18 protein-coding genes and 3 tRNA genes are annotated in these 23394 nt (G+C 61.1%); 13 read left to right on the top strand and 8 right to left on the bottom strand.

Annotation, left to right across the window (positions count from 1 at the left end):
• Positions 1 to 5 precede the first annotated feature (5 nt).
• The 9 genes from QU481_RS01550 (at position 6) to QU481_RS01510 (ending at position 13184) form a co-directional block, all read left to right on the top strand.
• On the top strand, positions 6 to 803 hold the full coding sequence (locus tag QU481_RS01550) for an SPOR domain-containing protein (RefSeq protein WP_289828106.1): 798 nt from the start codon (positions 6 to 8) through the stop codon (positions 801 to 803).
• 3 nt (positions 804 to 806) lie between these two features.
• On the top strand, positions 807 to 1298 hold the full coding sequence (locus QU481_RS01545) for a CvpA family protein (protein ID WP_289828105.1): 492 nt from the start codon (positions 807 to 809) through the stop codon (positions 1296 to 1298).
• 81 nt (positions 1299 to 1379) lie between these two features.
• A complete protein-coding gene (gene purF, locus QU481_RS01540) occupies positions 1380 to 2912 on the top strand; it encodes an amidophosphoribosyltransferase (protein WP_289828104.1) in 1533 nt (510 codons plus the stop codon).
• A 155-nt stretch (positions 2913 to 3067) separates the two neighbouring features.
• On the top strand, positions 3068 to 4261 hold the full coding sequence (locus QU481_RS01535) for an O-succinylhomoserine sulfhydrylase (protein WP_289828102.1): 1194 nt from the start codon (positions 3068 to 3070) through the stop codon (positions 4259 to 4261).
• 192 nt (positions 4262 to 4453) lie between these two features.
• Entirely contained in the window at positions 4454 to 5095 is a 642-nt protein-coding gene (locus tag QU481_RS01530) for a TetR/AcrR family transcriptional regulator (protein WP_289828101.1), read from the top strand.
• Positions 5096 to 5126: 31 nt separating this feature from the next.
• Positions 5127 to 7580, top strand: a complete 2454-nt coding sequence (locus QU481_RS01525) for an acyl-CoA dehydrogenase (RefSeq protein ID WP_289828100.1) — start codon at positions 5127 to 5129, stop codon at positions 7578 to 7580.
• A gap of 361 nt (positions 7581 to 7941) precedes the next feature.
• Positions 7942 to 9417, top strand: a complete 1476-nt coding sequence (locus QU481_RS01520; protein ID WP_289828099.1) for an OmpP1/FadL family transporter — start codon at positions 7942 to 7944, stop codon at positions 9415 to 9417.
• Positions 9418 to 9537: 120 nt separating this feature from the next.
• Positions 9538 to 11913: a 3-hydroxyacyl-CoA dehydrogenase/enoyl-CoA hydratase family protein gene (locus tag QU481_RS01515; protein WP_289828098.1), complete on the top strand. Its 2376-nt coding sequence runs from the start codon at positions 9538 to 9540 to the stop codon at positions 11911 to 11913.
• A gap of 68 nt (positions 11914 to 11981) precedes the next feature.
• Positions 11982 to 13184, top strand: a complete 1203-nt coding sequence (locus QU481_RS01510) for an acetyl-CoA C-acyltransferase (protein WP_289828097.1) — start codon at positions 11982 to 11984, stop codon at positions 13182 to 13184.
• Between the two features lie 102 nt (positions 13185 to 13286).
• Here QU481_RS01510 and QU481_RS01505 read toward each other — a convergent pair whose 3' ends face one another.
• The gene (locus QU481_RS01505; protein WP_289828096.1) at positions 13287 to 14816 is read right to left on the bottom strand and encodes a cyclic-di-GMP receptor FimW-related protein; all 1530 of its coding nucleotides are present in this window, start codon (positions 14814 to 14816) and stop codon (positions 13287 to 13289) included.
• Between the two features lie 101 nt (positions 14817 to 14917).
• Between QU481_RS01505 and QU481_RS01500 the strand changes: the two genes are divergently transcribed.
• Positions 14918 to 17161 (top strand): patatin-like phospholipase family protein, encoded by a 2244-nt coding sequence (locus tag QU481_RS01500; RefSeq protein WP_289828095.1) that lies wholly within the window; start codon positions 14918 to 14920, stop codon positions 17159 to 17161.
• A gap of 71 nt (positions 17162 to 17232) precedes the next feature.
• Here QU481_RS01500 and trpC read toward each other — a convergent pair whose 3' ends face one another.
• From trpC to yjgA, 4 genes are read right to left on the bottom strand one after another with little or no spacing between them, the layout of a single operon-like run.
• A complete protein-coding gene (trpC, locus tag QU481_RS01495) occupies positions 17233 to 18021 on the bottom strand; it encodes an indole-3-glycerol phosphate synthase TrpC (RefSeq protein WP_289828094.1) in 789 nt (262 codons plus the stop codon).
• Between the two features lie 36 nt (positions 18022 to 18057).
• The gene (locus QU481_RS01490; RefSeq protein ID WP_289828093.1) at positions 18058 to 19011 is read right to left on the bottom strand and encodes a YheT family hydrolase; all 954 of its coding nucleotides are present in this window, start codon (positions 19009 to 19011) and stop codon (positions 18058 to 18060) included.
• Positions 19008 to 19592 carry a molybdopterin adenylyltransferase gene (gene mog, locus QU481_RS01485; protein WP_289828092.1) on the bottom strand — a complete coding sequence of 195 codons (585 nt, stop codon included), beginning with the start codon at positions 19590 to 19592 and terminating at the stop codon, positions 19008 to 19010. Before mog ends, QU481_RS01490 begins: the two co-directional genes overlap by 4 nt.
• Positions 19589 to 20140 carry a ribosome biogenesis factor YjgA gene (gene yjgA, locus QU481_RS01480; protein WP_289828091.1) on the bottom strand — a complete coding sequence of 184 codons (552 nt, stop codon included), beginning with the start codon at positions 20138 to 20140 and terminating at the stop codon, positions 19589 to 19591. Before yjgA ends, mog begins: the two co-directional genes overlap by 4 nt.
• A gap of 81 nt (positions 20141 to 20221) precedes the next feature.
• Between yjgA and pmbA the strand changes: the two genes are divergently transcribed.
• From pmbA to QU481_RS01465, 3 genes are all read left to right on the top strand, one after another.
• Positions 20222 to 21565, top strand: coding sequence for a metalloprotease PmbA (pmbA, locus tag QU481_RS01475; protein ID WP_289828090.1), 1344 nt, complete (start codon positions 20222 to 20224; stop codon positions 21563 to 21565).
• A 56-nt stretch (positions 21566 to 21621) separates the two neighbouring features.
• Positions 21622 to 22182 carry a DNA-3-methyladenine glycosylase family protein gene (locus QU481_RS01470; protein ID WP_289828089.1) on the top strand — a complete coding sequence of 187 codons (561 nt, stop codon included), beginning with the start codon at positions 21622 to 21624 and terminating at the stop codon, positions 22180 to 22182.
• Between the two features lie 102 nt (positions 22183 to 22284).
• Positions 22285 to 22779 (top strand): disulfide bond formation protein B, encoded by a 495-nt coding sequence (locus tag QU481_RS01465; RefSeq protein ID WP_289828088.1) that lies wholly within the window; start codon positions 22285 to 22287, stop codon positions 22777 to 22779.
• Positions 22780 to 23120: 341 nt separating this feature from the next.
• Here the strand turns inward: QU481_RS01465 and QU481_RS01460 are convergent.
• The 3 genes from QU481_RS01460 to QU481_RS01450 all read right to left on the bottom strand — a co-directional run bounded on the left by QU481_RS01460 (position 23121) and on the right by QU481_RS01450 (position 23385).
• A tRNA-Asp gene (locus QU481_RS01460) sits at positions 23121 to 23197 on the bottom strand.
• Between the two features lie 6 nt (positions 23198 to 23203).
• A tRNA-Val gene (locus tag QU481_RS01455) sits at positions 23204 to 23280 on the bottom strand.
• 28 nt (positions 23281 to 23308) lie between these two features.
• A tRNA-Asp gene (locus QU481_RS01450) sits at positions 23309 to 23385 on the bottom strand.
• Between the last annotated feature and the right edge of the window lie 9 nt (positions 23386 to 23394).

The following is a 23394-nucleotide window of genomic DNA, read 5'->3' as shown; positions in this document are numbered from 1 at the left end:
CGCCCATGCCCCCAGGTCTTTCCTCTCACGAGCAGCTGATCCAGCTGCGCAAGCGCGCCCGGCGGCGTCTGGTCGGTGCGATCGCACTGGTCCTGGTTGCCACCACCGTGCTGTGGAACGTGGTGGGCCACGTTCCTGATCAGAAGCTCAAACCCCAGTCGATCAATATCGTCGAACTGAATTCATCGGCACCCGTCGCCGAACAGTCCGCCAAGGCGGCCTCTCAGGCTGCTGCCGCAGTCGGTGCCGTTGCTGCCGCGACCGGTGTAGCGCAGACCGACTTGCCTGCTGCGCTGCCGGAAGAGTCCAAGCAGGCCGCCGCACCGGCAGCCCCGGTCGTGTCGCCTGTTGCCACCAAGCCCGAGCCGGTGGCCCCTTCGGCTAAGCTGGAAGTGAAGCAGCCCGAATCGGTCAAGCAGGCTGAGACACCAAAGCCCAAGGCGCGGGCTGAAGACAAACCGAAAGCCAAGAAGGCCGATCCGGCCGCCATTCTGGAAGGCCGGATGGGCTCGGAAGAGGCGCCCAAGCCGAAGGCTGAAAAGAAAACCGACGAGTCGGTCAAGCCGAGCAATGGCAAGGTAATGATCCAGCTTGCCGCGCTGTCCGACCCGGATAAGGTCGAGGCGCTGCGCAGCAAACTTGACGGCATAGCCGGCATGTCGGCGCATTTTAGCAAGGTGCAGACCAGCAAGGGCGAGGTGACCCGCGTGCGGGTCGGACCGTTCTCCAATGCCAGCGAGGCGCAATCTGTCCTGTCGCGACTCGCCAAGGCTGGCATCACCGGCATCGTCGTGAGTCACTGATCGATGACAGTATTCGACTACATCGCCTTGGCCATCGTTGCCGGCTCTATCGTCGTGGCTTTGGTACGTGGCCTGTTGGCCGAAGTGCTGTCGCTCACCTCGTGGGTGATCGCGTTCTGGTGCGCGAAGGAATTCTCGCCGGCGATTTCGAGCTTCATGCCGGGGGAGCTGTCCGGGGAGGGCTTCCGGTTGGTGGCGTCGTTCGTGCTGCTGTTCTTCCTCACCTGGCTTGCGACCGCCTTGTTGCGGGTGGTGCTGACCGGCCTGATGGACACGGCGGGTCTGGGTGGGGTCAACCGCTTCTTTGGCGTGATCTTCGGTCTGGCGCGAGGCCTGGTGCTGGTGACGGCGCTGGTGCTGGTCGGCGGTTTCTCCGGGTTGCCGAAGCAGCCGATGTGGCAAAACGCGCTGCTGTCGCGGCCGTTCGAGCAGGTGGCGCTGTCGCTCAGGCCGTGGTTGCCGGCCATGCTCGCGAACAATTTGCACTATTCATGAAGAATCCATCAAGCGGTTCGCCCACAGGGTCACGGGCGGACCGCTTTGTTTTTTTGTAACCAGGTAATGGGGTAAATAGAGATGTGCGGTATTTTGGGTGTGGTCAGCAATTCGCCGGTCAACCAACTGCTCTATGATGGCTTGCAGCTCCTACAGCACCGGGGACAAGACGCCGCTGGCATTGTCACCGCCAACGGCGATAGCTTCCACATGCACAAGGGTAGTGGCATGGTGCGGGATGTGTTCCGCACCCGCAATATGCGTTCGCTGGTAGGGAACGCCGGTATTGCGCACGTGCGCTACCCGACCGCCGGTTCGGCCTCGAACCTGGCGGAGGCGCAACCGTTTTACGTTAACTCGCCGTTCGGCATTGTGCTGGCGCACAACGGTAACCTTACCAACGCCGACGAGTTGAAGGACGACATGTTCCGGCACGACCGCCGGCACATCAATACCAATTCCGACTCGGAAGTGCTGCTCAACGTGTTTGCGCACGAGCTGGCCAGTCGGGTGAAGGGCTACGAACTCAACGTCGACGCGGTGTTCGGCGCGGTCGAGGCTGTGCATCGCCGCGTGCGCGGCGCCTACGCAGTGGTCGCACTGATCGCCGGTTACGGCTTGGTGGCGTTCCGTGATCCGAACGGCATCCGCCCGCTGGTGGTCGGCACTGCCGATGTTGAAGGCAAGACCGAGTACATGTTCTCATCCGAGTCGGTCGCGCTCGACTGTTCCGGCTTCTCGCTGCTGCGCGATGTTGCGCCGGGTGAGTGCGTGTTCGTATCGATGAACGGCGACTTCGAATCGCGACAGTGCGCTGCGCAGCCGGTGCTGGCGCCGTGCCTGTTCGAATTCGTCTACTTCGCCCGTCCGGATTCGGTGATCGACGGTGCCTCGGTGTATCAGGCGCGTCTGAACATGGGGGTGACATTGGCCGAAAAGGTACGCCGTGCGCTGCCGCAGATCGATATCGACGTGGTGATGCCGATTCCGGATACCAGTCGCGCCAGCGCCTTGCAGCTGGCCAATCATCTGGGCCTGCCGTACCGCGAGGGCTTCATCAAGAATCGCTACATTGGCCGTACCTTCATCATGCCGGGCCAGGGGGTGCGCAAGAAGTCGGTGCGTCAGAAGCTCAACCCGGTTGCCTGCGAGTTCAAGGGCCGTAACGTGCTGCTGGTCGATGACTCGATCGTGCGCGGTACTACCTCGAAGGAAATCGTGCAGATGGCGCGCGACGCGGGCGCCAACAAGGTGTACTTCGCCTCGGCAGCCCCGGCGGTGCGCTTCCCGAACGTGTACGGCATCGACATGCCTACCCGTGCGGAACTGCTGGCTACGGGTCGTGACGAACAACAGATTGCGGCTGAGATCGGTGCCGATGCGGTGATCTATCAGGATCTGGACGCGCTGATCGAAGCGGTGCAGGGTGCCAATAGCGCGCTAGAGCGCTTCGATACCTCGTGCTTCAATGGCGAGTATCTGACCGGTGACATCGACGAAGCCTACTTGCAGGCGGTCGAGCAGCGCCGCGGCAAGCCGGGCGGCAAGGATGAGGGCGGCTCTTCGCAGATGATCGATCTCAATTTGAATGTTGCCGAACAGAATCTGATGTGAGCAAAATGAATGCGCCCCCTAGGGGCGCATTTTTTTGGGTCGTGGCCGGCCCGAACGGCCGCTGACAAACCGTCTGACCCCAGTAGTACGGATCGGATGCTTTTGTCAGCGCTCGTTCGCATGGTGGGCGGCGACCGGGACATTAGAGGCAGATGATGAGCAACGATAATCACGACGACAGCCTTGGGCTGCACCCTGAAACGCTGGCAATCCGTGCCGGTCGCGAAACCAGTCAGTACGGCGAGCACAGCCAGGGCCTGTTCCTGACTTCCAGCTTCACTTATCCGAGCGCCGAAGAGGCTGCGGCGCTCTTCCTCGGGCAGCAAGAAGGCTACACCTATTCGCGCTTCACCAACCCGACCGTCAACGCCTTCCAGCAGCGTCTTGCGGCGCTTGAAGGTGGCGAGCGCTGCATCGCCACCGCCAGTGGCATGGCAGCAATCCAGGCGACGATGCTGACGCTGCTGAAGGCCGGCGACCATATCGTCGCATCGCAGAGCCTGTTCGGCTCGACGATCAGTCTGTTCAACACCGTCCTGGCCAAGTTCGGTGTCGAAACCACCTATGTTGCACCGTCCGATCTGGATGCATGGCGCGCGGCGATCCGCCCGGAGACCCGACTGCTGTTCCTGGAGACGCCATCCAATCCTCTGACCGAGCTGGCCGACATCGCGGCACTTGCCGAGCTGGCTCATGCCCACGGCGCCTTGCTCGTGGTCGATAACTGCTTCTGCTCGCCAGTATTGCAGCAGCCGCTCAAGCTGGGGGCCGACTTGGTGGTGCACTCGGCGACCAAGTCGCTCGACGGCCATGGTCGGGTGCTCGGCGGGGCAGTGGTTGGATCTAACGAGCTGGTCGAGCAGGTCTACCTGCATGTGCGCACCGCCGGTCCGACGCTGTCGGCGTTCAACGCCTGGGTGCTGCTGTCGGGTCTGGAAACGCTGTTCATCCGCATGGAGAAACAGTGCCAGAATGCGCAGAAATTGGCCGAATGGCTGGAAAAGCACCCGAAGATTGAGCGGGTCTATTTCCCAGGGCTGGCGAGCCATCCGCAGTACGAATTGGCGAGCCGCCAGCAGAAGGCCGGCGGTGCCGTGCTGTCCTTCGTGGTGAAGGGGGGGCGCGAAGCTGCTTGGAAGGTGGTCGACGGCGTACAGATCATCTCGAAGACCGCTAACCTGGGGGATGTGAAGAGCACCATCACCCACCCGGCCTCAACTACCCATGCCCGAGTAACGGCCGAGGCGCGCGAGCGCGCCGGCATCGTCGAGGGGCTGCTGCGGGTGTCGGTGGGTCTCGAACATGTCGACGACCTGATGCGCGACCTGGAAAACGGCTTGTCTCACTAAATTTGAACGTGCGTTTCATTCGAACGGCAGTCTAGAATCAGGACTGCCGTTTTTGTTTATTCATTTTGTGTATACAACCCCGCTGCCGAAGTCTTGACATCAGTCAGGTTAAAACGTAAGTTTCAAACAATTGTTCGAATTTCTGTTCGACGGGTCAGAAACGCCGGCGGCAACATCAGAGGTACAGGAGAAATGGAAGCGAACCGCCCCGATACAGTCACTCGCATTTTGGATGTTTCAGAGCGACTCTTCGTCGAGCATGGCTTCGAGGCCACCTCGCTTCGCATGATCACCCAACAGGCTGAGGTGAACCTCGCCGCGGTCAACTATCACTTCGGTTCGAAGGATGCGTTGTTCGAGGCGGTGTTTACTCGCCGGCTGGGGCCGTTGATCGAGGCCTGCCTGGCCGAGCTGGATGCATTGGAAGGGGAAAAGGATGGGCCCACCGCTGAGGGGCTGGTGATGACCTTTATCCGACCCTGCCTTGCACTATCCAAGGACCCGGCCCGCGGCGGTGCACTGTTCGTGCGACTGCTGTCGCGCACACTAGTGGAAAATCACCGGCTGCTGCGTGAGTCGCTGTCGCAGCAGTACAGCGAGTTTGCACAGCGTTACGGCGTGGCTTTCCAGCAAGCGTTGCCGGAATTGTCGCTGGAAACCCTGTCTTGGCGCATGCATCTCGCTTTCAGCGTGATGTTCAATGCCTTTGCCGGCAACGATGTGCTGAAGATCTTTATGCGCAGCCAGATTGTCACCGCCCGCGATCCGGAAATGATCGTCAAGCACTTGGTGCCTTTCGTCATTGCCGGTCTGACCTCGCCCGTACAGGAGTAGCAACAAAGGGTCAACACGAGGAACTACAACAATGATATTCGCCATCCTTCTCATCGTCCTGATCGGCGCGCTCGCCTATTGGCGGGCGCCGATTCTGGCCTGGACCATCGGCTTCGCCGCTTGGCTCGCCGCGCTGCAGTTCGGCGTCAGCATCACTGTCTCGCCCATTGTCTGGGGCGTGTTCGTCGTGATCGCTGTTGTGCTGAACTTGCCGCCGTTGCGTCGCGCGGTGTTCACCGGTCCAGTATTCGGCGTGTTCAAGAAGATCACCCCGGCCATGTCGCAGACGGAGCAGGAGGCAATCAACGCCGGGACGGTGTGGTGGGATAGCGATCTGTTCTCCGGCAAGCCAGACTGGAACAAGCTTTTGTCCTTCCCGGATCCGAAGCTGACCCCGGAGGAGCAGGCTTTTCTCGACGGCCCGACCGAAGAGCTGTGCAAGTTGGTCGACGACTGGAAGATCACGCACGAACAGATGGACCTGCCTGAGGAAGTGTGGAGCTTCATCAAGTCCAACGGCTTCCTCGGCATGATCATCAAGAAGAAGTACGGCGGCGTGGAGTTTTCCAACTACGCGCACGCCAAGGTGGTGACCAAGATCGCGACCCGCGGCGGTTCGGCCGCGGTGACGGTGATGGTGCCGAACTCGCTCGGTCCGGGCGAGTTGCTGCAACACTACGGTACCGAAGCACAGAAGGACTACTACCTGCCGCGCTTGGCCAAGGGGCTGGAGATTCCGTGCTTTGCCCTGACCAGCCCGTATGCTGGCTCGGACGCAGGTGCCATCCCAGACTATGGCTATGTCTGCCGAGGCTCCTACACCGATCCGCGTAGCGGCGAACGCCATGAAAATGTCCTGGGCGTGCGCGTTAGCTGGGAGAAACGCTGGATAACGCTGGCGCCGGTGGCCACCATTCTCGGCCTCGCCTTCAAGATGTACGACCCGGATCACCTCTTGGGTAGCAAGGAAGACATCGGCATCACCTGCGCCTTGGTACCTACCGAGCACGAGGGTGTGCAGATTGGTCGTCGTCATTTCCCGGGCGGTGCAGCCTTCATGAACGGTCCGACCTGGGGCAAGGATGTGTTCATTCCGCTGGATTGGATCATCGGTGGCAAGGAATACGCCGGCCAAGGCTGGCGCATGCTGGTTGAGTGCTTGTCGGTCGGTCGCTGCATTTCGCTGCCGGCCATGTCGGTGGCCTCAGGCAAGGTGGCATCCTATACCACCGGTGCCTACGCACGTATCCGCGACCAGTTCGGCCTGCCAATCGGCAAGTTCGAAGGGGTCGACGAGGCGATGGCGCGTATCGGTGGCTACACCTACCAGATGGAAGCTGCGCAGGATCTGGCACTGACCGGCCTCGATATGGGAGAGAAACCGTCGGTGCTGTCGGCGGTGATCAAGTACCACAACACCGAGCGCATGCGTAAGACGCTGAACGACGCGATGGACGTACACGGCGGTCGCACCGTGGTGCTGGGGCCGCGCAATTACCTGGCTCGCGCCTACCAGGCGATCCCGATCGCGATCACCGTGGAGGGGGCCAACATCCTGACCCGTTCGATGATCATTTACGGTCAGGGCGCGATCCGCTGCCATCCATTTGTGCTGCGTGAAATGAAGGCGGCGATGGCCAGCGATGCGAAGGAATTCGACGATGCCATTACCGGGCACATCGGCTTCGTGGTCAGTAATGTGTTCCGATCGCTGTGGCTGGGCCTGACCGGCGCCAAGCTGGCGGGTGCGCCGCGCGGTGGCGAGACTGCCCGCTATTACAAGCAGGTCACCCGCTTCTCCAGCGCCTTCGCTCTGCTCTCCGATATGGCCATGTTCAGCTTGGGCGGTTCGCTGAAGTTCCGTGAGAAGCTGTCAGCACGCCTCGGTGACATGCTGTCGAACCTGTATATCGCCACCGCCTGCCTGAAGCGCTTCGAGCGTGACGGGGCGCCGAAGGAAGACCTGGCTGTACTCAAGTGGGCGGTCGAATCGAATCTGCACGACATCCAGACGGCGATGGACGGCTTTCTAGCCAACCTGCCGAACCGAGCGCTGGCCTTCATGCTGCGCAGGGTGATTTTCCCGTGGGGTTTGACGCTGAAGGCGCCAAGCGATCGCATCGGCACCCTGGTGGCGCGCTCGCTGATGCAGCCGGGGGGTACCCGTGACCGTCTGACCCGAGGCATGTTCGTGTCGAAAGACGAGCAGGACCCGGTCGGCGTGCTGGGACCGGCGCTGCATGCGGTGCTGGAGACCGAGCCGGTCGAGCAGAAGCTGCGCAAGCTCACCCGCGAGGGCAAGCTCTGTGCGCTGACCAATGCCGAAAGGTTGGCCGAAGCATTGGACGACGGGCAGATCAATCAGGTCGAGTTCGACGCGGTCACCAGAGCGCGCAAGCTCAAGCGAGACGTGATCATGGTCGACGACTTTGACAAGTCGCTCAGACACCACGACGAAACGCTGCTGGAACGCTACGTGTTCTAAGTCGGGGATGGCAGCTTTCCGTAGGGCGGGGAGGCTGCCTGAATAGAGCGCATGTTTGCTGCGTGTGCTCCATTCAGGCAGTGTGATGCGTCTCATTTCCTGTGTTGGCAAGGGATTGGATATTGCTGCGTTGCGGTAGTTGAGGTGTTTTTTCTGGGGTTGTAGTGGGCTGGCTAAGTCGCTGAAGTGCTTAATATTCTGCACAGAATTGCGCCTTAATAAACAACTAAACGCTCGTTTAGAACAAACGCTCTTAATCTGATGGACATGCTCAAATTCTTTGGTACTATCGTTTGCGAGTCGATCTATGCAGTTCGGCTTTTAAGCGAAGAGCAATGACACGGAGAGAGAGGGAATAACTATGAAAATGAAGCATCTCAGCTTGGCGGTTATGTTGATGGGGGGCGCGGTAGCTGTGTTGTCGAGCCAGGCGCTGGCTGCTGGCTATCAGTTCGGTTCGCAGAGTGTCTCAGGCCAGGGTAATGCCCATGCCAACGGCGCGGAAGCCAATGATCCGACCACGATCTTTAACAACCCGGCCGGCATGTCGCGGCTGGACGGCACCCAGATTTCCGGTGGTCTGTCCCTGGTTGTGCCGCACTCGAGCTATACCGACCATGGTTCGACCAACTTGGCGGGGCAGTCGACTGGGGGAGGTAATGGCGGAAACTATGCGCCGAGCGTGGTTGCGGCACCGTCGCTTTATATGACCACGAAGGTCAACGACAAGATCAATGTCGGCCTTGGCGTATTCGTGCCCTATGCTGCCAAGCTGGATTACGGCAATGAATGGGCCGGGCGTTACTCGCTCGAGAGCATCGATCTGAAGACCATCAACTTCAACCCGTCGATCTCGTTCAAGTTTGACGAGCACAACTCGGTTGGCTTCGGCGTTTCGGCCCAATACATGGACGCCGAATTGCAGATGGCTGCTGACTCAACGACCGGTCTGGCGCAAGCCTATGCGGCAAAGACGGGCGCTTCTCTGACCCAGGGCAAGGCTGCCGTTGCGGGGCTCGGCATTACCGGCGATGGCGTCGGCAAGATTTCCGGTAACGACTGGGGCTTTGGCTGGAACGTCGGCTATATGTTCCAGCTTGACGACAACACCCGGTTTGGTCTGGCATATCGCTCCACCGTGAAGCAGACGTTGACCGGCTCGACAACCTGGACCTTCGACGGTGTCCACGGCACCATCCCTGCCGCTGTCGCTGGTGCCCTTGGCTTGCCGGCACAGAATACGCCGGCGGGAGTGATTGCGAAGCTCAAGCACCCCAACGCCTCGGGCTCGGTGGACGTCACGACGCCGGCGTCGGCATCGGTCAACTTCTTCCATCAACTTGACCCGCGTTGGGCCGTGATGGGGGATGTGACCTGGAATGAGACTTCCAAGCTGCAGGAGATTCGGATCAAGCAGGACACCGTTGGCGGTGTTGCCCAAGGCGACTTGGTAATCAACCAGAACTGGAAGGACACCTATCGTGTGTCGTTGGGTGCCAACTACCGCTACAGCGACAGCTGGCTGTTCCGCACTGGCGTGGCCTGGGAGCAGTCGCCGGTGCGTTCGGACGATCTGCGCCACCCGGCAATCCCGGATAGCGACCGTATCTGGCTGTCGCTGGGTGCGAACTACGCGATCAACAAAAACAGTTCTATCGATTTGGCGTACAGTTTCATTGACTTCAAGGACGCCAATACCAACTATCACGATACTTGCTCTCCAATCGGTGTTTCACCGTCGACCGGCCAGGCTTGCACCGGCAACGGCGAAACGACGCGAGGCACTTACAAGACCTACCTGCATCTGGTGGGTGTGCAGTACAACTACCGCTTCTAATCCCGGTAACGGATAGAGGCGTGGTGAAGGGGCGGGGCGCAGGCGCCGCCCGCATTACGGAAAGACGGCTTAGAGGGGGCTGTCTTAATACAAGTGTTCATTCGATAACACGAGGAAACCATGTCTCATACCAAGTTCATCGTGCGTAAGGTCGCCGTACTCGGCGCCGGTGTGATGGGTGCGCAGATCGCCGCTCATCTCGTCAACGCCAAAGTCCCGACCATTTTGTTCGATCTGCCGGCCAAAGAGGGCGACAAGAACGGCATCGCCCTGAAGGCCATCGACGGCCTGAAGAAGCTGAAGCCGTCGCCGCTGGCCAGCAAGGACGTGGTGAAGTACATCACGCCCGCCAACTACGAAGACCACCTGCATCTGCTCAAGGAGTGTGATCTGGTAATCGAGGCGATTGCCGAGCGGACGGACTGGAAAACCGACCTGTACGCCAAGGTTGCCCCGTTTATCGGCGAATACTCGATCTTCGCTACCAATACCTCGGGCCTGTCGATCAACGGTCTGGCCGACAGCCTGCCCGACGCACTGAAGCCGCGCTTCTGCGGCGTGCACTTCTTCAACCCGCCGCGCTACATGCACCTGGTCGAGATCATCCCGTGCAAGGGCTCCGAGGCGGGCATGCTCGACAATCTCGAGCGCTTCCTGGTGACCACCCTGGGCAAGGGGGTGGTGCGAGCCAAGGACACCCCGAACTTCGTCGCCAACCGCATCGGCGTGTTCTCGATGCTGGCGGCGATCTCCAACGCCGAGAAGTTCGGCATCCGTTTCGACGTGGTCGACGACCTGACCGGCCCGCGTCTGGGGCGTCCGAAGTCGGCGACCTTCCGTACCGCCGACGTGGTGGGCCTCGACACCTTCGCCCACGTGGTGAAGACCATGCAGGACACCCTGCCGAACGACCCATGGCACTCGCTGTTCAAGTCGCCGGAATGGCTGCAGAAGCTGATCGCCGCCGGTGCGCTGGGTGCCAAGACCCGCGTCGGCATCTACAAGAAAGACGGCAAGCAGATGTTCGTGCTCGATCCGAAGACCGGCGACTACGTCGGCTCGGGCGAGAAAGGTGACGATGCGATCAAGGAAATCCTGAAAATCGCCGATCCGGCGCAAAAATTCAAGAAACTGCGTGAAAGCAGCCACCCGCAGGCGCAATTCCTGTGGGCATGCTTCCGCGACGTATTCCACTACATCGGCTTCCATCTGGCCGACATCGCCAATTCGGCACGTGACGTCGACTTCGCGATCCGCTGGGGCTTCGGTTGGAGCGTCGGTCCATTCGAGACCTGGCAAAGTGCCGGTTGGCAGCAAGTGGCCAAGTGGGTCGAGGAAGATGTGAAGGCCGGTAAGGCCCTGACGTCGGCCGAACTGCCGGCCTGGGTGCTGGAAGCGGACCGCACCGGCGTGCATTTCGCCGACGGTTCCTTCGACGCCGCCACAGGCAAGCGCATCGGTCGCTCGACGCTAGACGTGTACACCCGCCAACTGGCCCCGGCCAAGGTGCTGGGCGAAGCCACCGCGTCGCTGGGCGAAACCGTGTTCGAGAACGACGGCGTGCGCGTCTTCACCACCGGTGACGAGGTGCTGGTGGTGTCGTTCAAGTCCAAGGCCCATGCAATCGGCCCGGATGTGCTTGAAGGCCTGAACAAGGCGATCGACATCGCTGAAGAACGCTTCAAGGGCCTGGTGATCTGGCAGACCGAGGAACCGTTCTCAGTGGGGGCCGACCTGTCCTCGATGATGCCGGCGTTCATGATGGGCGACTGGGACTCGATCGAGAACATGATCCGTCGCTTCCAGGCCACCTCGATGCGCCTGCGCTACAGCCAGATCCCGACCGTGGCCGCAACACAGGGCTATGTGTTCGGTGGCGGCTGCGAGTTCGCGATGCACGTGGACCGCGTGGTCGGCGCGCTGGAGTCGTATGTCGGTCTGGTGGAAGTGGGCGTCGGCCTGCTGCCGGGCGGCGGCGGCTGCAAGGAGTTCGCGCTGCGTGCCTCGCAGGAACAGAAGGGAGACCTGTTGGCCGCGCTGAAGGACTACTTCATGGCCATCGCCACCGCCAAGGTCGCCACCAGTGCGGTCGAGGCGCAGGAGATCGGCTACTTCCGCAAGACCGACGTGGTGGTGTTCAACGCCTACGAGCTGCTGTACGTCGCCAAGCAGCAGGCACTGGCGATGGCCGAATCCGGCTACCGTCCGCCGCTGAAGGTGAAGAGCTTCCCGGTCGCCGGCCGCACCGGTGCCGCATCGATCAAGGGCCAACTGGTCAACATGCTGGAAGGCCACTTCATCAGCCAGCATGACTTCTTCATCGCCGGCCTGATCGCCGACGTGATGACCGGCGGAGATGTCGAGGCCGGCACCGAGGTCAACGAGCAGTGGATCCTGGATCTGGAACGCAAGGCCTTCATGACCCTGCTGCAGAACAGCAAGACCCAGGACCGCATCGCCAACATGCTGACCACCGGCAAGCCACTGCGCAACTGATCGATAGCGAATACAGATGACGGCAGACGCGCTGAGGGGCCGCCTGCCGTGATTGATGGAGAATAGAAATGACCAAGCAAGTACAGGAAGCTTACATCGTTGCGGCGACCCGCACGCCGGTCGGCAAGGCGCCGCGCGGCATGATGCGCCACGTGCGCCCGGACGACATGCTCGCCCACGTGATCACCGGTGCGCTGGCCCAGGTTCCGACGCTGGATCCGAACCTGATTGCCGACTGCATCGTGGGTTGTGCCTTCCCGGAAGCGGAACAGGGCCTGAACATGGCGCGTATTGGTGTGCTGCTGGCCGGCCTGCCGAACACCGTCGGCGGCGTGACCATCAACCGTTACTGCTCGAGCGGCATCAACGCGGTGCAGATGGCTGCCGACCGCATCCGCCTGGGTGAAGCCGACGTGGTGATCGCGGCCGGTTCCGAGTCGATGTCGCTGGTGCCGATGATGGGCAACAAGGTGGCGTTGAACCCGGAAATCTTCGCCAAGGACGAGAACTATGGCATCGCCTACGGCATGGGCCTGACCGCCGAGAGGGTGGCGCAGCAGTGGAACGTGTCGCGTGAAGACCAGGATGCGTTCGCGGTGGAGTCGCATCGCCGTGCGCTCACCGCGATCGAGAGCGGCGCGTTCAAGTCGGAGATCACGCCGCTCGATGTGACCTATCGCATTCCGAACCTGGAAACCGGCGAAGTGAAGCTGGTCAACAAGACGCTGGACACCGACGAGGGTCCGCGTCGCGATACCACCCTGGAGGGTCTCGCCAAGTTGAAGACCGTGTTCGACGCCAAGGGTTCGGTGACCGCCGGCAACAGCTCGCAGATGTCGGATGGTGCCGGCGCGGTGATCATCGTGTCGGAAAAGATCCTGAAGCAGTTCAACCTGGTGCCGCTGGCGCGCTACGTGACCTTCTCGGTCAAGGGCGTGCCGCCGGAAATCATGGGTATCGGTCCGAAGGAAGCGATTCCGGCCGCGTTGAAACAGGCGGGTCTGGCGCAGAACGACCTGAAGTGGATCGAGCTGAACGAAGCGTTTGCCGCGCAGGCGCTGGCGGTGATCCGCGATCTGGACCTGGATGCCAGCGTGATCAACCCGCACGGCGGCGCGATCGCCCTGGGCCATCCGCTGGGCGCGACCGGCGCAATCCGTGCCGCGACGCTGATCCACGGTATGCGCAACCGCGACCAGAAGGGCTACGGCATGGTGACGATGTGCATCGGCACCGGCATGGGCGCTGCGGGTATTCTGGAAGTGCTCTAAGGTCCGTAAGGTTGGTCAATGCACAGGGCTTGGCCAACCTTGTCGGTTACAACGTAAAGACGCCAACAGTTCGTTGGCGTCTTTTTATTGGATACGCCTAGCTTAAGTGGTTGCCGGGTCGAGTCGCGACAGGGTGTCGAACTCGCAATGCACGCAGTCGCCGAAGCGGCGGCTAGGGGCGTGCAGCCGGATCTGGTACGTCTCATCTTGAACCAGCATGATCAGGGTTCGTCCCTCAACGGCGTGGTTCTCCGGTAGCAACAGCCAGTGCTGGCCGGTGTGCGAGTTGGGCTGAGTGATATAGAGGGCACCCACGGGATCGGCTGTGCGGTCGATGGAGCAGAGTGTGACGCCGAGTGGGGAATGGCCGAGCGTTTCGATGCCGACCCGTGTACCTCCTTCCGGTTGGCGTTGCAGACGCCGCACCACGGCCAGAACAGCAGGCTTGTCGTTTTGCAGCACGACCACCAAGAATCCGATCCGCAACCGCTCCAGTGCTCGGCCTAGGTAGAGCAGGCCCATGCCGCTTGAGCTGCTGTCGGTCAGTTTCCAGAGTCCACGCTCGGGGTGGTTATGGTAGTCGGCGTCCTGCAGCTTGACCAGAAGCGCGCTCGGGGCAAAGCCGATGGTCACCGCTACGTCTTCGCTGCGCAGTTCGCGTACCGCCTTGCGCAACGAGACACCGCCATCGTGCGACCAGCGCACGCCGAGCTTGTCGGCCAACTGGCGCCAAGCGTCAGCAGTGAGGCCCAAGCCGATATCAGCGAGGACCGGCGGCAGGCCTTGGTCCAGGCTAAACATGATGTCTGCGAGCGCGACCGACAAAGGCTGTGCCGACCAGTAGCGTCCCGCCTTGCTGGCTGTACCGTGGTGCCACAGCTGGGGAGCATCAGGGGTGTCGAGATCGAGGGCGTAGACTGGCTCATTGAGTTCAGGTTGGCGGCTGAGGGTCAGTGACGTCACCAGAAGCCGCAGCAAGCGATCGACTGCCTGGATCTCGACGCTCTGCATATTGTCCGGATAGGCGAGTGCCAGCATGCTGGCGTTGAGCAACAGTTGCTCGGCACTGACCGATTCAGTGTCGCCTTGGTAGAGTCTCAGTGGCAGGCGTGCAATGCCACTCTCCTCAAGGAAAGCATAGAACCGGTAGGCCTGCTGCCAGACCATGCTGTCAGTCTTGACGTAGCGTTGGGCATTCCAGAATACCAGGCGCGCCTGGTGGTACAGGCCATGCAAGGCGGCCTGTTGGATGCGATCCTCCAGATGGGCCGTTGGCGCTGCCTGATAGAGGCGCAGACAGATCTGATAAGCGTTCGCGATTTCGTGCAGGTAGGCGAGGATGGTCGGCAGCTGGATTTTGTTGCGGCATTCGTCGGTGAGGTATTCTCGGCAAAGCATGCAGTACAACGGATAGGCGCGAGCGTCGACGTAGAGCAGGGTACGGATTCGTTCCTTGAGTGGAATCTGCGTGTCCGCGTTGATTCTGACGATGGCCTTGGTGATTTCGGTCAGGGCATCGAAATAATCGGTCCCCGGCAGATCGCGCAGCAGTTGAGTCGCCGATTGAGCGGTGTTCGAGCGAGACGGCGCATTGCTAAGCAGGGTGCCGATAAACGATTTGAAGTCGAACATACCGTTGGGCGTGCCTTCTAGAAGCAAAACAGGATATTGCGAACACGGCCGAGCCGGTAAAATAAACGGATTGCCGACAGTTTATGACAAAGACGTTCTGAGTGAGCAATTATTTGCAAAAGCCGTTCCTGACATTCTGCCTGATGCTACTGGGCTTGGGCAGTGGCATGTCAGCATGGGGTGCGGGTGACAGCCCTCAGCCCCCACGCATTGGCGTGGTGCTCGGTGGTGGCGGGGCGCGTGGCTTCGCGCACTTGGGTGTGCTGCAGGAGCTGGAGAGGCTGAAAGTCCCGATTTCCTGTATTGCCGGTACCAGTGCCGGCGCACTGATCGGCGGGGCCTACGCTAGTGGGATGTCGCTGGATGAGCTGTCGGCCAAACTCAAGGTCGCCGACTGGGATGGCATGCTATCCGGCAAGCCGGCGCGCGCCGATGTACCCTACGATCGCAAGCGCGACGACTACAAGAACTATTTCGACCTGACCTTCGGCATGCGTGACGGACAGTTCCGCTTGCCTCGCAGCGCGATCAATTCGCAGGAAATAGACCTCTATATCCGCAACTTGGTGCGGGATCGCACCGTCGATTCGTTCGATAAGTTGCCCATCCCGTTCCGTGCTGTCGCTACCGATCTGGTGACCGGCGACGCCGTGGTGTTCGACCGCGGCAGTTTGGCAATGGCCATGCGCTCCAGCATGGCGGTGCCGGGTGTTTTCGACTTGGTGGAAGATCATGGCCGGTTGCTGGTCGACGGCATGCTTGCACGCAATGTGCCGATACAGGATGTCACTACCTGTGCCGACAGGATCATTGTGGTCGACGTTGGCACGCCGATGCTGAAGGCCAACGAGATTAATTCGCTGCTTGACGTGATCTCGCAGACCACCAATATCGCGGTCAACCGTAACGTCCAAGAGCAAATGACCCTGCTCAGGCCGAGCGACATCGTGATCCGCCCCGATCTGAACGACGTGTCGGCATCCGATTTCGCCAATAACCAGGCGATCATCGCGCGCGGGAAGGCGGCGGTGAAACCGTTCGAGAGCCGTCTGCGCGCGTTGTCAGTGTCCGATGCGGAGTATGCGCGCTGGCACGCTCGCCTCCTGCAGGCGCCGGTTCCCGAGGTCGATGAGGTTAAGGTGGCGGCTGGTGCCGGTACGCGCTATGGCAACACCAAGGGTCTAACCAAGATTCTGAATAGCGAGAATGGGCAGCCGCAGACGGTCGATCAGGTCCAGCAAAAGCTGACTGATCTGTTTGCTACCGGGGATTACGATCAGTTGTCGTACAGCCTGGGCAATCACGATGGGCGCAGCGTGATGGCGCTGATGCCACTGGAGCGATCGATCGGGCCTAACTATTTCCGTTTTGGGCTGACCTTGCAGTCTAGCCAGCCGGGCGATGCCAGCTTTGGTGTCCTCGGATCGCATGAATTGACTTGGCTCAATTCGGCCGGTGCGACCTGGCGCAATAACGTCGAGTTTGGCCAGTCGACGCTGTTTAAAAGCGAGCTTTATCAGCCGCTCTGGGCGGGTAGCCCGGTGTTTGTGGCCGGCTCCTACCGGTACGACTCGCAGGTATTGCCGCTGTTCATGCCGGGGCATCAGCATGTGGCTGATCTGGAGTATGACAAGTCGCGCTTCGAGGGGGATGTCGGCTTGGCGTTAGGGCGTTATGGCGAGGCGCGCCTGGGGGTTTACCGTTCGCACGACTGGCTGAAGGTCAAGGTCGGTTCTGACCAGGTACTGATTGGTAGTGTACCGGTGGAGCTGCCAGGTAGCGCTTACACCGAGTCCGGTATCAGGGCCAGTCTGGTCGTCGATCAGTTCGACAACCCGCGCTGGCCGCGGGCGGGCTACTATCTCAACAGTGAAGTCGATGCGTCCTACTACAGCGATAACCAGGCTCAGAGCCGGACGGTATTGTCCACCGCAGAATATGTGAAGACTTTCGGCGACGTCACGTTCCGGCTTACCGGCAAATATCGCGGCAATCTTGCCGGTCCCCGTTTCCAGAGTCAGCCGCAGATGCTCGGCGGCTTCCTGAATCTGTCCGGTTATCAGCAGGACGAGTTGATCGGTGACAAGGTCGCGCTGGCACGCCTGATGGGGTATTGGCGGGTGTCGACACTGCCGTCGGCGATCGGTAGCGGGGTGTATGCTGGGATGTCGCTCGAATCTGGCAAGGTTTGGAACGAGCTGTGGACAGCGCAGAACACCAGTTGGCTGCCAGGAGGAACGCTGTTCCTCGGTGCCGATACCTTGTTGGGGCCGTTCTTCCTTGGCATGGGCTATGCCAAGGGCGGCAGGCTCACTGGCTATATGTATCTCGGTGTCGACTATTGAGTCATTCGGCCAAATGTCATGCAAAACGCCCCGGGATGCCGGGGCGTTGTTGTTTCGTGGTCAATGTTTTGTCAGGCGAACAGGCGCTCCAGCGCCACGCCCGGCTCGGCCTCGCGCATGAACGCTTCGCCTACCAGGAAGGTGTGTACGTTGCTGGTGCGCATCAGACGAACGTCGTCGGCAGTGGCGATGCCGCTCTCGGTCACCACGATGCGCTCGGCGCCGATCTTCGGCAGCAGCTTCAGCGTGGTGGCCAGGCTGACCTCGAAGGTGCGCAAGTTGCGGTTGTTGATGCCGATCAGCGGGGTGGACAGCGTCAGCGCTGTCTCCAGTTCCTCGGCATTGTGCACCTCGACTAGTACCGCCATGCCCAGTTCGTGCGCCAGAGCTTCGAACTCGCGCATCGTGTCGCCCGACAGTGCGGCAGCAATCAGCAGGATGCAGTCGGCGCCCATCGCGCGCGCTTCGTAAATCTGGTACGGGTCGACCATGAAGTCCTTGCGCAGCACCGGCAGGTGGCAGGCTGCACGAGCGGCCTGCAGGTATTCGGGTGCCCCCTGGAAGTAGTCGCGGTCGGTTAGGACAGACAGGCAGGCGGCACCGTGGGCAGCGTAGCTCTTGGCGATCTCTGCCGGTTGAAAGTTTTCACGGATCACGCCCTTGCTCGGGCTGGCTTTCTTGATCTCGGCGATGACGCCGGCCTGGCCCAGTGCGTGTTTGGCGCGTAGGGCGGCGATGAAGTCACGCCGGTCGAGACGGTCTTCGGCGGCGGCGCGCACTTCGGCAAGAGGTCGGCTGGCCAGGGCAGCGGCGACTTCCTGCTGCTTGGTCGCCAGTATGCGGTTGAGAATGTCGGACATAGTTTGGTTTCTCTATGTTGTTATGGTAGGCCAGCGCTAGGCGGCAGCGGCCGAATCGAAGAAGGCTAACAGACGTTGCGGCAACCAGTCGATACGGCCGGGGAAGCTGCCGGTGACGAAGCCGACATGGCCGCCTTCTTCGGGTTGTTCGAGGGTGACGCAGCTGCTCACTTCGGCCCGGGTCGGCAACGCCGACGGCGGCAGAAAGGGGTCGTTGCGTGCGTTCAGAATCAGTGTCGGCACCGTGATCGACGTCAGCAACGGTTTGCTGCTGGCGCGATACCAGTAGTCGTGGCAGTCGCGATAACCGTGCAAGGGGGCGGTGACTAGGTCGTCGAACTCCCGGAATGAGTGGGCGCGCCGCAGGCGCTGGCCGTCGAACAGGTCGGGGTGGCGTCGCAACTGGCTGAAAGCCTTGGGCTTTAGCGTGTTGAGGAACATTCGGGTGTAGAGCAGGCGTCCGAGGCCACGATCAAGCCGGGTGCTGGCAGCGTGAAGGTCAAGAGGCGCCGAAATCACCGCCGCCGCCTGGCAGCGTGCAGAGGCGCGCTGTTCGCCCAAATACTTGGCTAGCATATTGCCGCCCAGCGACACCCCGGCGGCGTACAGCGTCGCATGGCGTTCGGCCAACTTCTGCAATATCCAGGCAACCTCGGCCGAATCGCCAGCATGGTAGGCGCGACGCTGTGTGTTCTCCACCCCGCCGCAGCCGCGAAAATGCGATACCACGCCGTGCCAGCTGCGGCGTTTCACCTCGTGCATCAGCGCCTTGGCGTAATGGCTCTGGCTGCTGCCTTCCAGGCCGTGAAACAGCACCACCAGTGGTGCACCGAGCTGCCCGTCGATGAAGTCGAGCGCGATCATGCCGCCGTCTGCCGTCGGCCACAACTCGCGGCGATACGTCGGCGTGGGTAATTTCAGCGAGAGCGCCGGCCAGATGGTCTGGGCGTTGCCGCCTTTCAGCCAGCGCGGGGCGCGGTACGGGTTCATGCCCGCGGTTTGATCGCCGATTTCGGGCGGAACGCCTTGACGACGGACTCGTCGGTTTCGATATATGGGCCACCGATCAGATCGATGCAGTACGGCACAGCGGCGAAGATGCCGGAGGCCAGCACCTTGCCGTCGGCGTCCTTCAGGCCTTCGAGCGTTTCCTTGATCGCCTTCGGCTGGCCAGGCAGGTTCAGGATCAGCGAATGCTTGCGGATGACGCCAACCTGGCGCGACAGGATTGCGGTCGGTACGAAACGCAGGCTGATCTGGCGCATCTGCTCGCCAAAGCCTGGCATTTCGCGGTCGGCGACCGCGAGCGTCGCCTCGGGAGTGACGTCGCGCGGTGCCGGCCCTGTGCCACCGGTGGTCAGCACCAGATGGCAGCCTTCGATGTCGACCAGCTGTCGCAGCGTTTCCTCGATCACCGGTTGTTCATCCGGGATCAGGCGGGTAATGGTGACGAAGGGGCTGGTCAGTGTAGCGTTGAACCAGTCCTGCAGCGCCGGGATGCCCTGGTCTTGATAGACACCGCTGCTGGCGCGATCGGAAATCGACACCAAGCCGATCTTCAGCGTGTTCATTCCTCGTCCTCGCCGTAGGCTTCTTCATTACGCGGCTTGCCCGGTTCTGGAATCAGGCGCTTGATTTCCTGGAACAGCGCGCGGAAGTTCTTCGGCGGCTTGTTCTCATGTAGTTCCTTGCGGGCATTACGGATCAGTGTGCGCAACTGCTGCACGTCAGCATCCGGGTGCTCGCCGAGAAATTGCTGCAGCGTGGCGTCTTCGGCCATCAGGCGTTCGCGCCAGCGTTCCACGCGGTGCAGCCAGGCATTGTGTTCATTCGATTCGCCACGAAGGATTGCCAGAAACTGGCGGATCGGCTCGGGGTCGACGTCGCGCATCAGCTTGCCGATGTATTGTTCCTGGCGCTTGAGTGCCCCATGAGCGGTGAAGCGCTTGTAGTCGAGCAGGGCGGCGAGCAGATCCTCAGGCAGTTTCATTTTCTTCAGCGTGTCGCTGGACAGCGCCGTCAGCTCGGCGCCGAGCGCTTGCAGGTCGCTCATGTCTTTCTTGCGCTGGGTCTTGCTGACCCATTCATCGCCTGGACTATTCTGATAGGAGTCGGTCATCGTTCGCTGCCTTATATATCAAGACTGGTATGATACCGAAAAAGGCCCGAGCCGTCGGGCCGCTTATTGCGCAAGGAAACCATGACAGCCAACGTTTTCAGCTATTCCCGCGATGCCCTGGAAGGGATTGCCGCCCAGGTGCTCGATCTGGCAACTCGGCAGGGGGCGACCTCCTGCGAGGTGGATGTTTCCGAAGGGCGTGGACAGACCGTGACGGTGCGCCTGGGTGAGGTGGAAACCATCGAATACAACCAGGACAAGGGTGTCGGCGTCACCGTCTACATCGGCCAGCAGAAGGGCCATGCCAGTACCGCCGACTTTTCTGCCGAGGCGCTGGCCGACACCGTGGCCGCCGCAGTCAACATCGCCCGCTACACCGCGGCAGACGATTGTGCGGGCCTCGCGGACCGCGGCCTCTTGGCTACCGAATTCCCGGCGCTCAATCTGTTTTACCCGTGGGATGTCGGTGTCGAGCGCTCGATCGAGCTGGCGCGCCAGTGCGAAGCGGCGGCCCGCGCCGTCGATGCGCGCATCCGCAATTCCGAAGGTGCGACCGTCTCCAGTCAGGATAGCCAGTTCATCTACGCTAACAGCCACGGTTTTATGGCGGGTTTCCCGAGCTCGCGGCATAGCATCTCGGCAGCGGTGATTGCCGAGGCCAATGGAGCGATGCAGCGCGACTACTGGTACAGCCTGGCCCGGCATCCGGACGATCTGGAGCCGGTCGAGCAAGTGGGGCGCATCGCCGGCGAGCGCACAGTGCGACGTCTCGGCGGCCGTCGCGTCAAGACCGGCCGCTATCCGGTGCTGTTCGAGTCGCCGGCGGCTTCGTCGCTGATCGGCCACTTCGTCTCGGCGGTGAGCGGCGGCAGCCTGTATCGCAAATCGAGTTTCCTGCTCGATGCGCTGGGCAAGCCGGTGTTTTCGGCCAATGTCACCCTCGACGAGGACCCCTTCCTGCTTCGTGGCTTCGGCAGCAGTGCGTTCGACAACGAGGGGGTGGCAACCTGCTCGCGCCGCGTCGTAGACCACGGTGTGCTGGAGGGCTATTTCCTCAGCAGCTACTCGGCACGAAAACTTGGTATGAGCACCACTGGCAATGCTGGCGGGCCGCACAATTTGGTGCTGCACAGTACAGGCGAAAGCTTCGATGAGCTGGTAAGACAGATGGGGACTGGCCTGATCGTCACCGAGCTGATGGGGCAGGGGATCAACCTGGTAACCGGCGACTACTCGCGCGGTGCTGCCGGCTTCTGGGTGGAGAACGGTCAAATCGTCTACCCGGTCGAGGAAATCACTATCGCCGGCAATCTGCGAGAAATGTTTGCCTCCATCAGTGCCGTGGCTAACGACGCAATCATGCGTGGGTCGAAAAAAGTCGGTTCGATCTTGATCGATGGCATGACGGTAGCGGGCGACGCATGAGCGCGCCACCCTACTGGCAGCAGGCCTGTGCCGAGCTGGCCAGTAGGGATGCAGTGATGGCCGGATTGATCGAGCGTTTCGGTGGCTCGGTGCTCAAAACACGCGGCGAGCCCTTTGAAACCTTGTTACGTGCCATCGTCGGTCAGCAGATCTCGATGCGAGCCGCGGAGACGATCTGGGGGCGACTAACCGCCTTGCTCAATGATCATTCGCCGGCTGCGGTGCTGGCTGCCGATGAGACGGCTTTGCGAGGGGTGGGCTTGTCTGCCCGCAAGGTCGGCTATGCGCGCGATCTAGCCGCGCATTTTCACGACGGCCGGCTCACGGTCGAGCGGCTGGCGGCTGCTGGCGATGAAGAGGTGCTGGCGGCATTGACTGCGGTGCGCGGCATCGGCCGTTGGACTGCGGAAATGTGTCTGATCTTCAATCTCAGCCGGGCAGATATCTGGCCGGTTGACGACATCGGTGTGCAGCGGGCGCTGGCAGAATTGTATTTCCATGGGGCTAGGCCGAGCCTGGCCGAATGTCGGGAACTCGGCGAGCGTTGGCGGCCGTGGCGCAGCGTGGCCAGTTGGTTTCTGTGGTGTTATCTCGATCCGGTTGAGGTGAATTATTAACGATGGTGTGAACTAATCGCCGTCGTTGTGACTCTACCGCGACGAGCCGACCAGTCGGCTTTCTATCTGGCATACAAAAACAGTATCAAAACAGGGGGTGTTATGTTGTTATCGCGTCCGCGGACGGGATTTTTCCTGATTGCACTCGGCTGTGCTGCCGCGATGGGGTTTGCGCTGTATGCGCAGTATCAGATGGGGTTAGAGCCGTGTCCGATGTGCATCATGCAGCGAGTGGCGGTGATCGTCGTAGGCCTGCTCGCATTGATCGCGGCATTGGTCAATCCGAAGGATTGGGGGATAAAGTTCTCGGCGTTGTTGGTTACGCTGGCCGCGTTGACCGGTGGTGGTGTGGCGGCTCGCCAGGTGTGGTTACAGCACCTGCCCGCTGACCAGGTGCCGGCCTGTGGCCCGGGTCTCGACTATATGCTCGAGACGATGCCGATGGCCGACGTGCTGGCCAAGGTGTTTCACGGTAGTGGTGAATGCGCGAGGGTGGACTGGACCTTCCTCGGTCAGTCGATGCCGTTCTGGAGTGGAGTGTTCTTCATCGGTGTGATCGTGTTCACCTGGGGGCTCGTCGCGTCCCGGCGTCGTTGATCGACGGTTCTCGCCTGCTGTCCGATATTTAATCAAGCGCCCCCGGGCGCTTTTTGCCGGGCTTCGGATGGCGGCTGGAGGGGCGGGGGGGGGGCGCGCGCGGGGGGGCGAGCCTTTTCAGATGGTTTTGATGGTGATTCTGTGAGTCTCGCGTTTTGCTGCGCTCGGGTGAGCTTGTGCTGGAATGGGGGGGTACGGTTATCTGACCGATCGGTCCATTGGATCTTGTGCGGGACTTGATGGTGTAGGTGCTCCGTGGTGTGGCGGGCCTTTCTAGTGTCGTGGCCGGTAGGGAAGGAGGGGGAAATGCAAAAAGCACCCTTTCGGGTGCTTTTTGGTGTTGGCGGAGTGGACGGGACTCGAACCCGCGACCCCCGGCGTGACAGGCCGGTATTCTAACCAACTGAACTACCACTCCAGCAACTGGTGGGCGGTACTGGACTCGAACCAGCGACCCCTGCCGTGTGAAGGCAGTGCTCTACCAACTGAGACTAACCGCCCAGATGCTCTTGGACACTACATTATATGTTGGCGGAGTGGACGGGACTCGAACCCGCGACCCCCGGCGTGACAGGCCGGTATTCTAACCAACTGAACTACCACTCCACACAAACT

The sequence above is a fragment of the Crenobacter oryzisoli genome, assembly GCF_030385785.1.
GTDB classification, from domain to species: Bacteria; Pseudomonadota; Gammaproteobacteria; order Burkholderiales; family Chromobacteriaceae; genus Crenobacter_A; species Crenobacter_A oryzisoli.
Note: the sequence above shows the minus strand (reverse complement) of the source record. Positions and strands in the feature narration are given on the sequence as shown.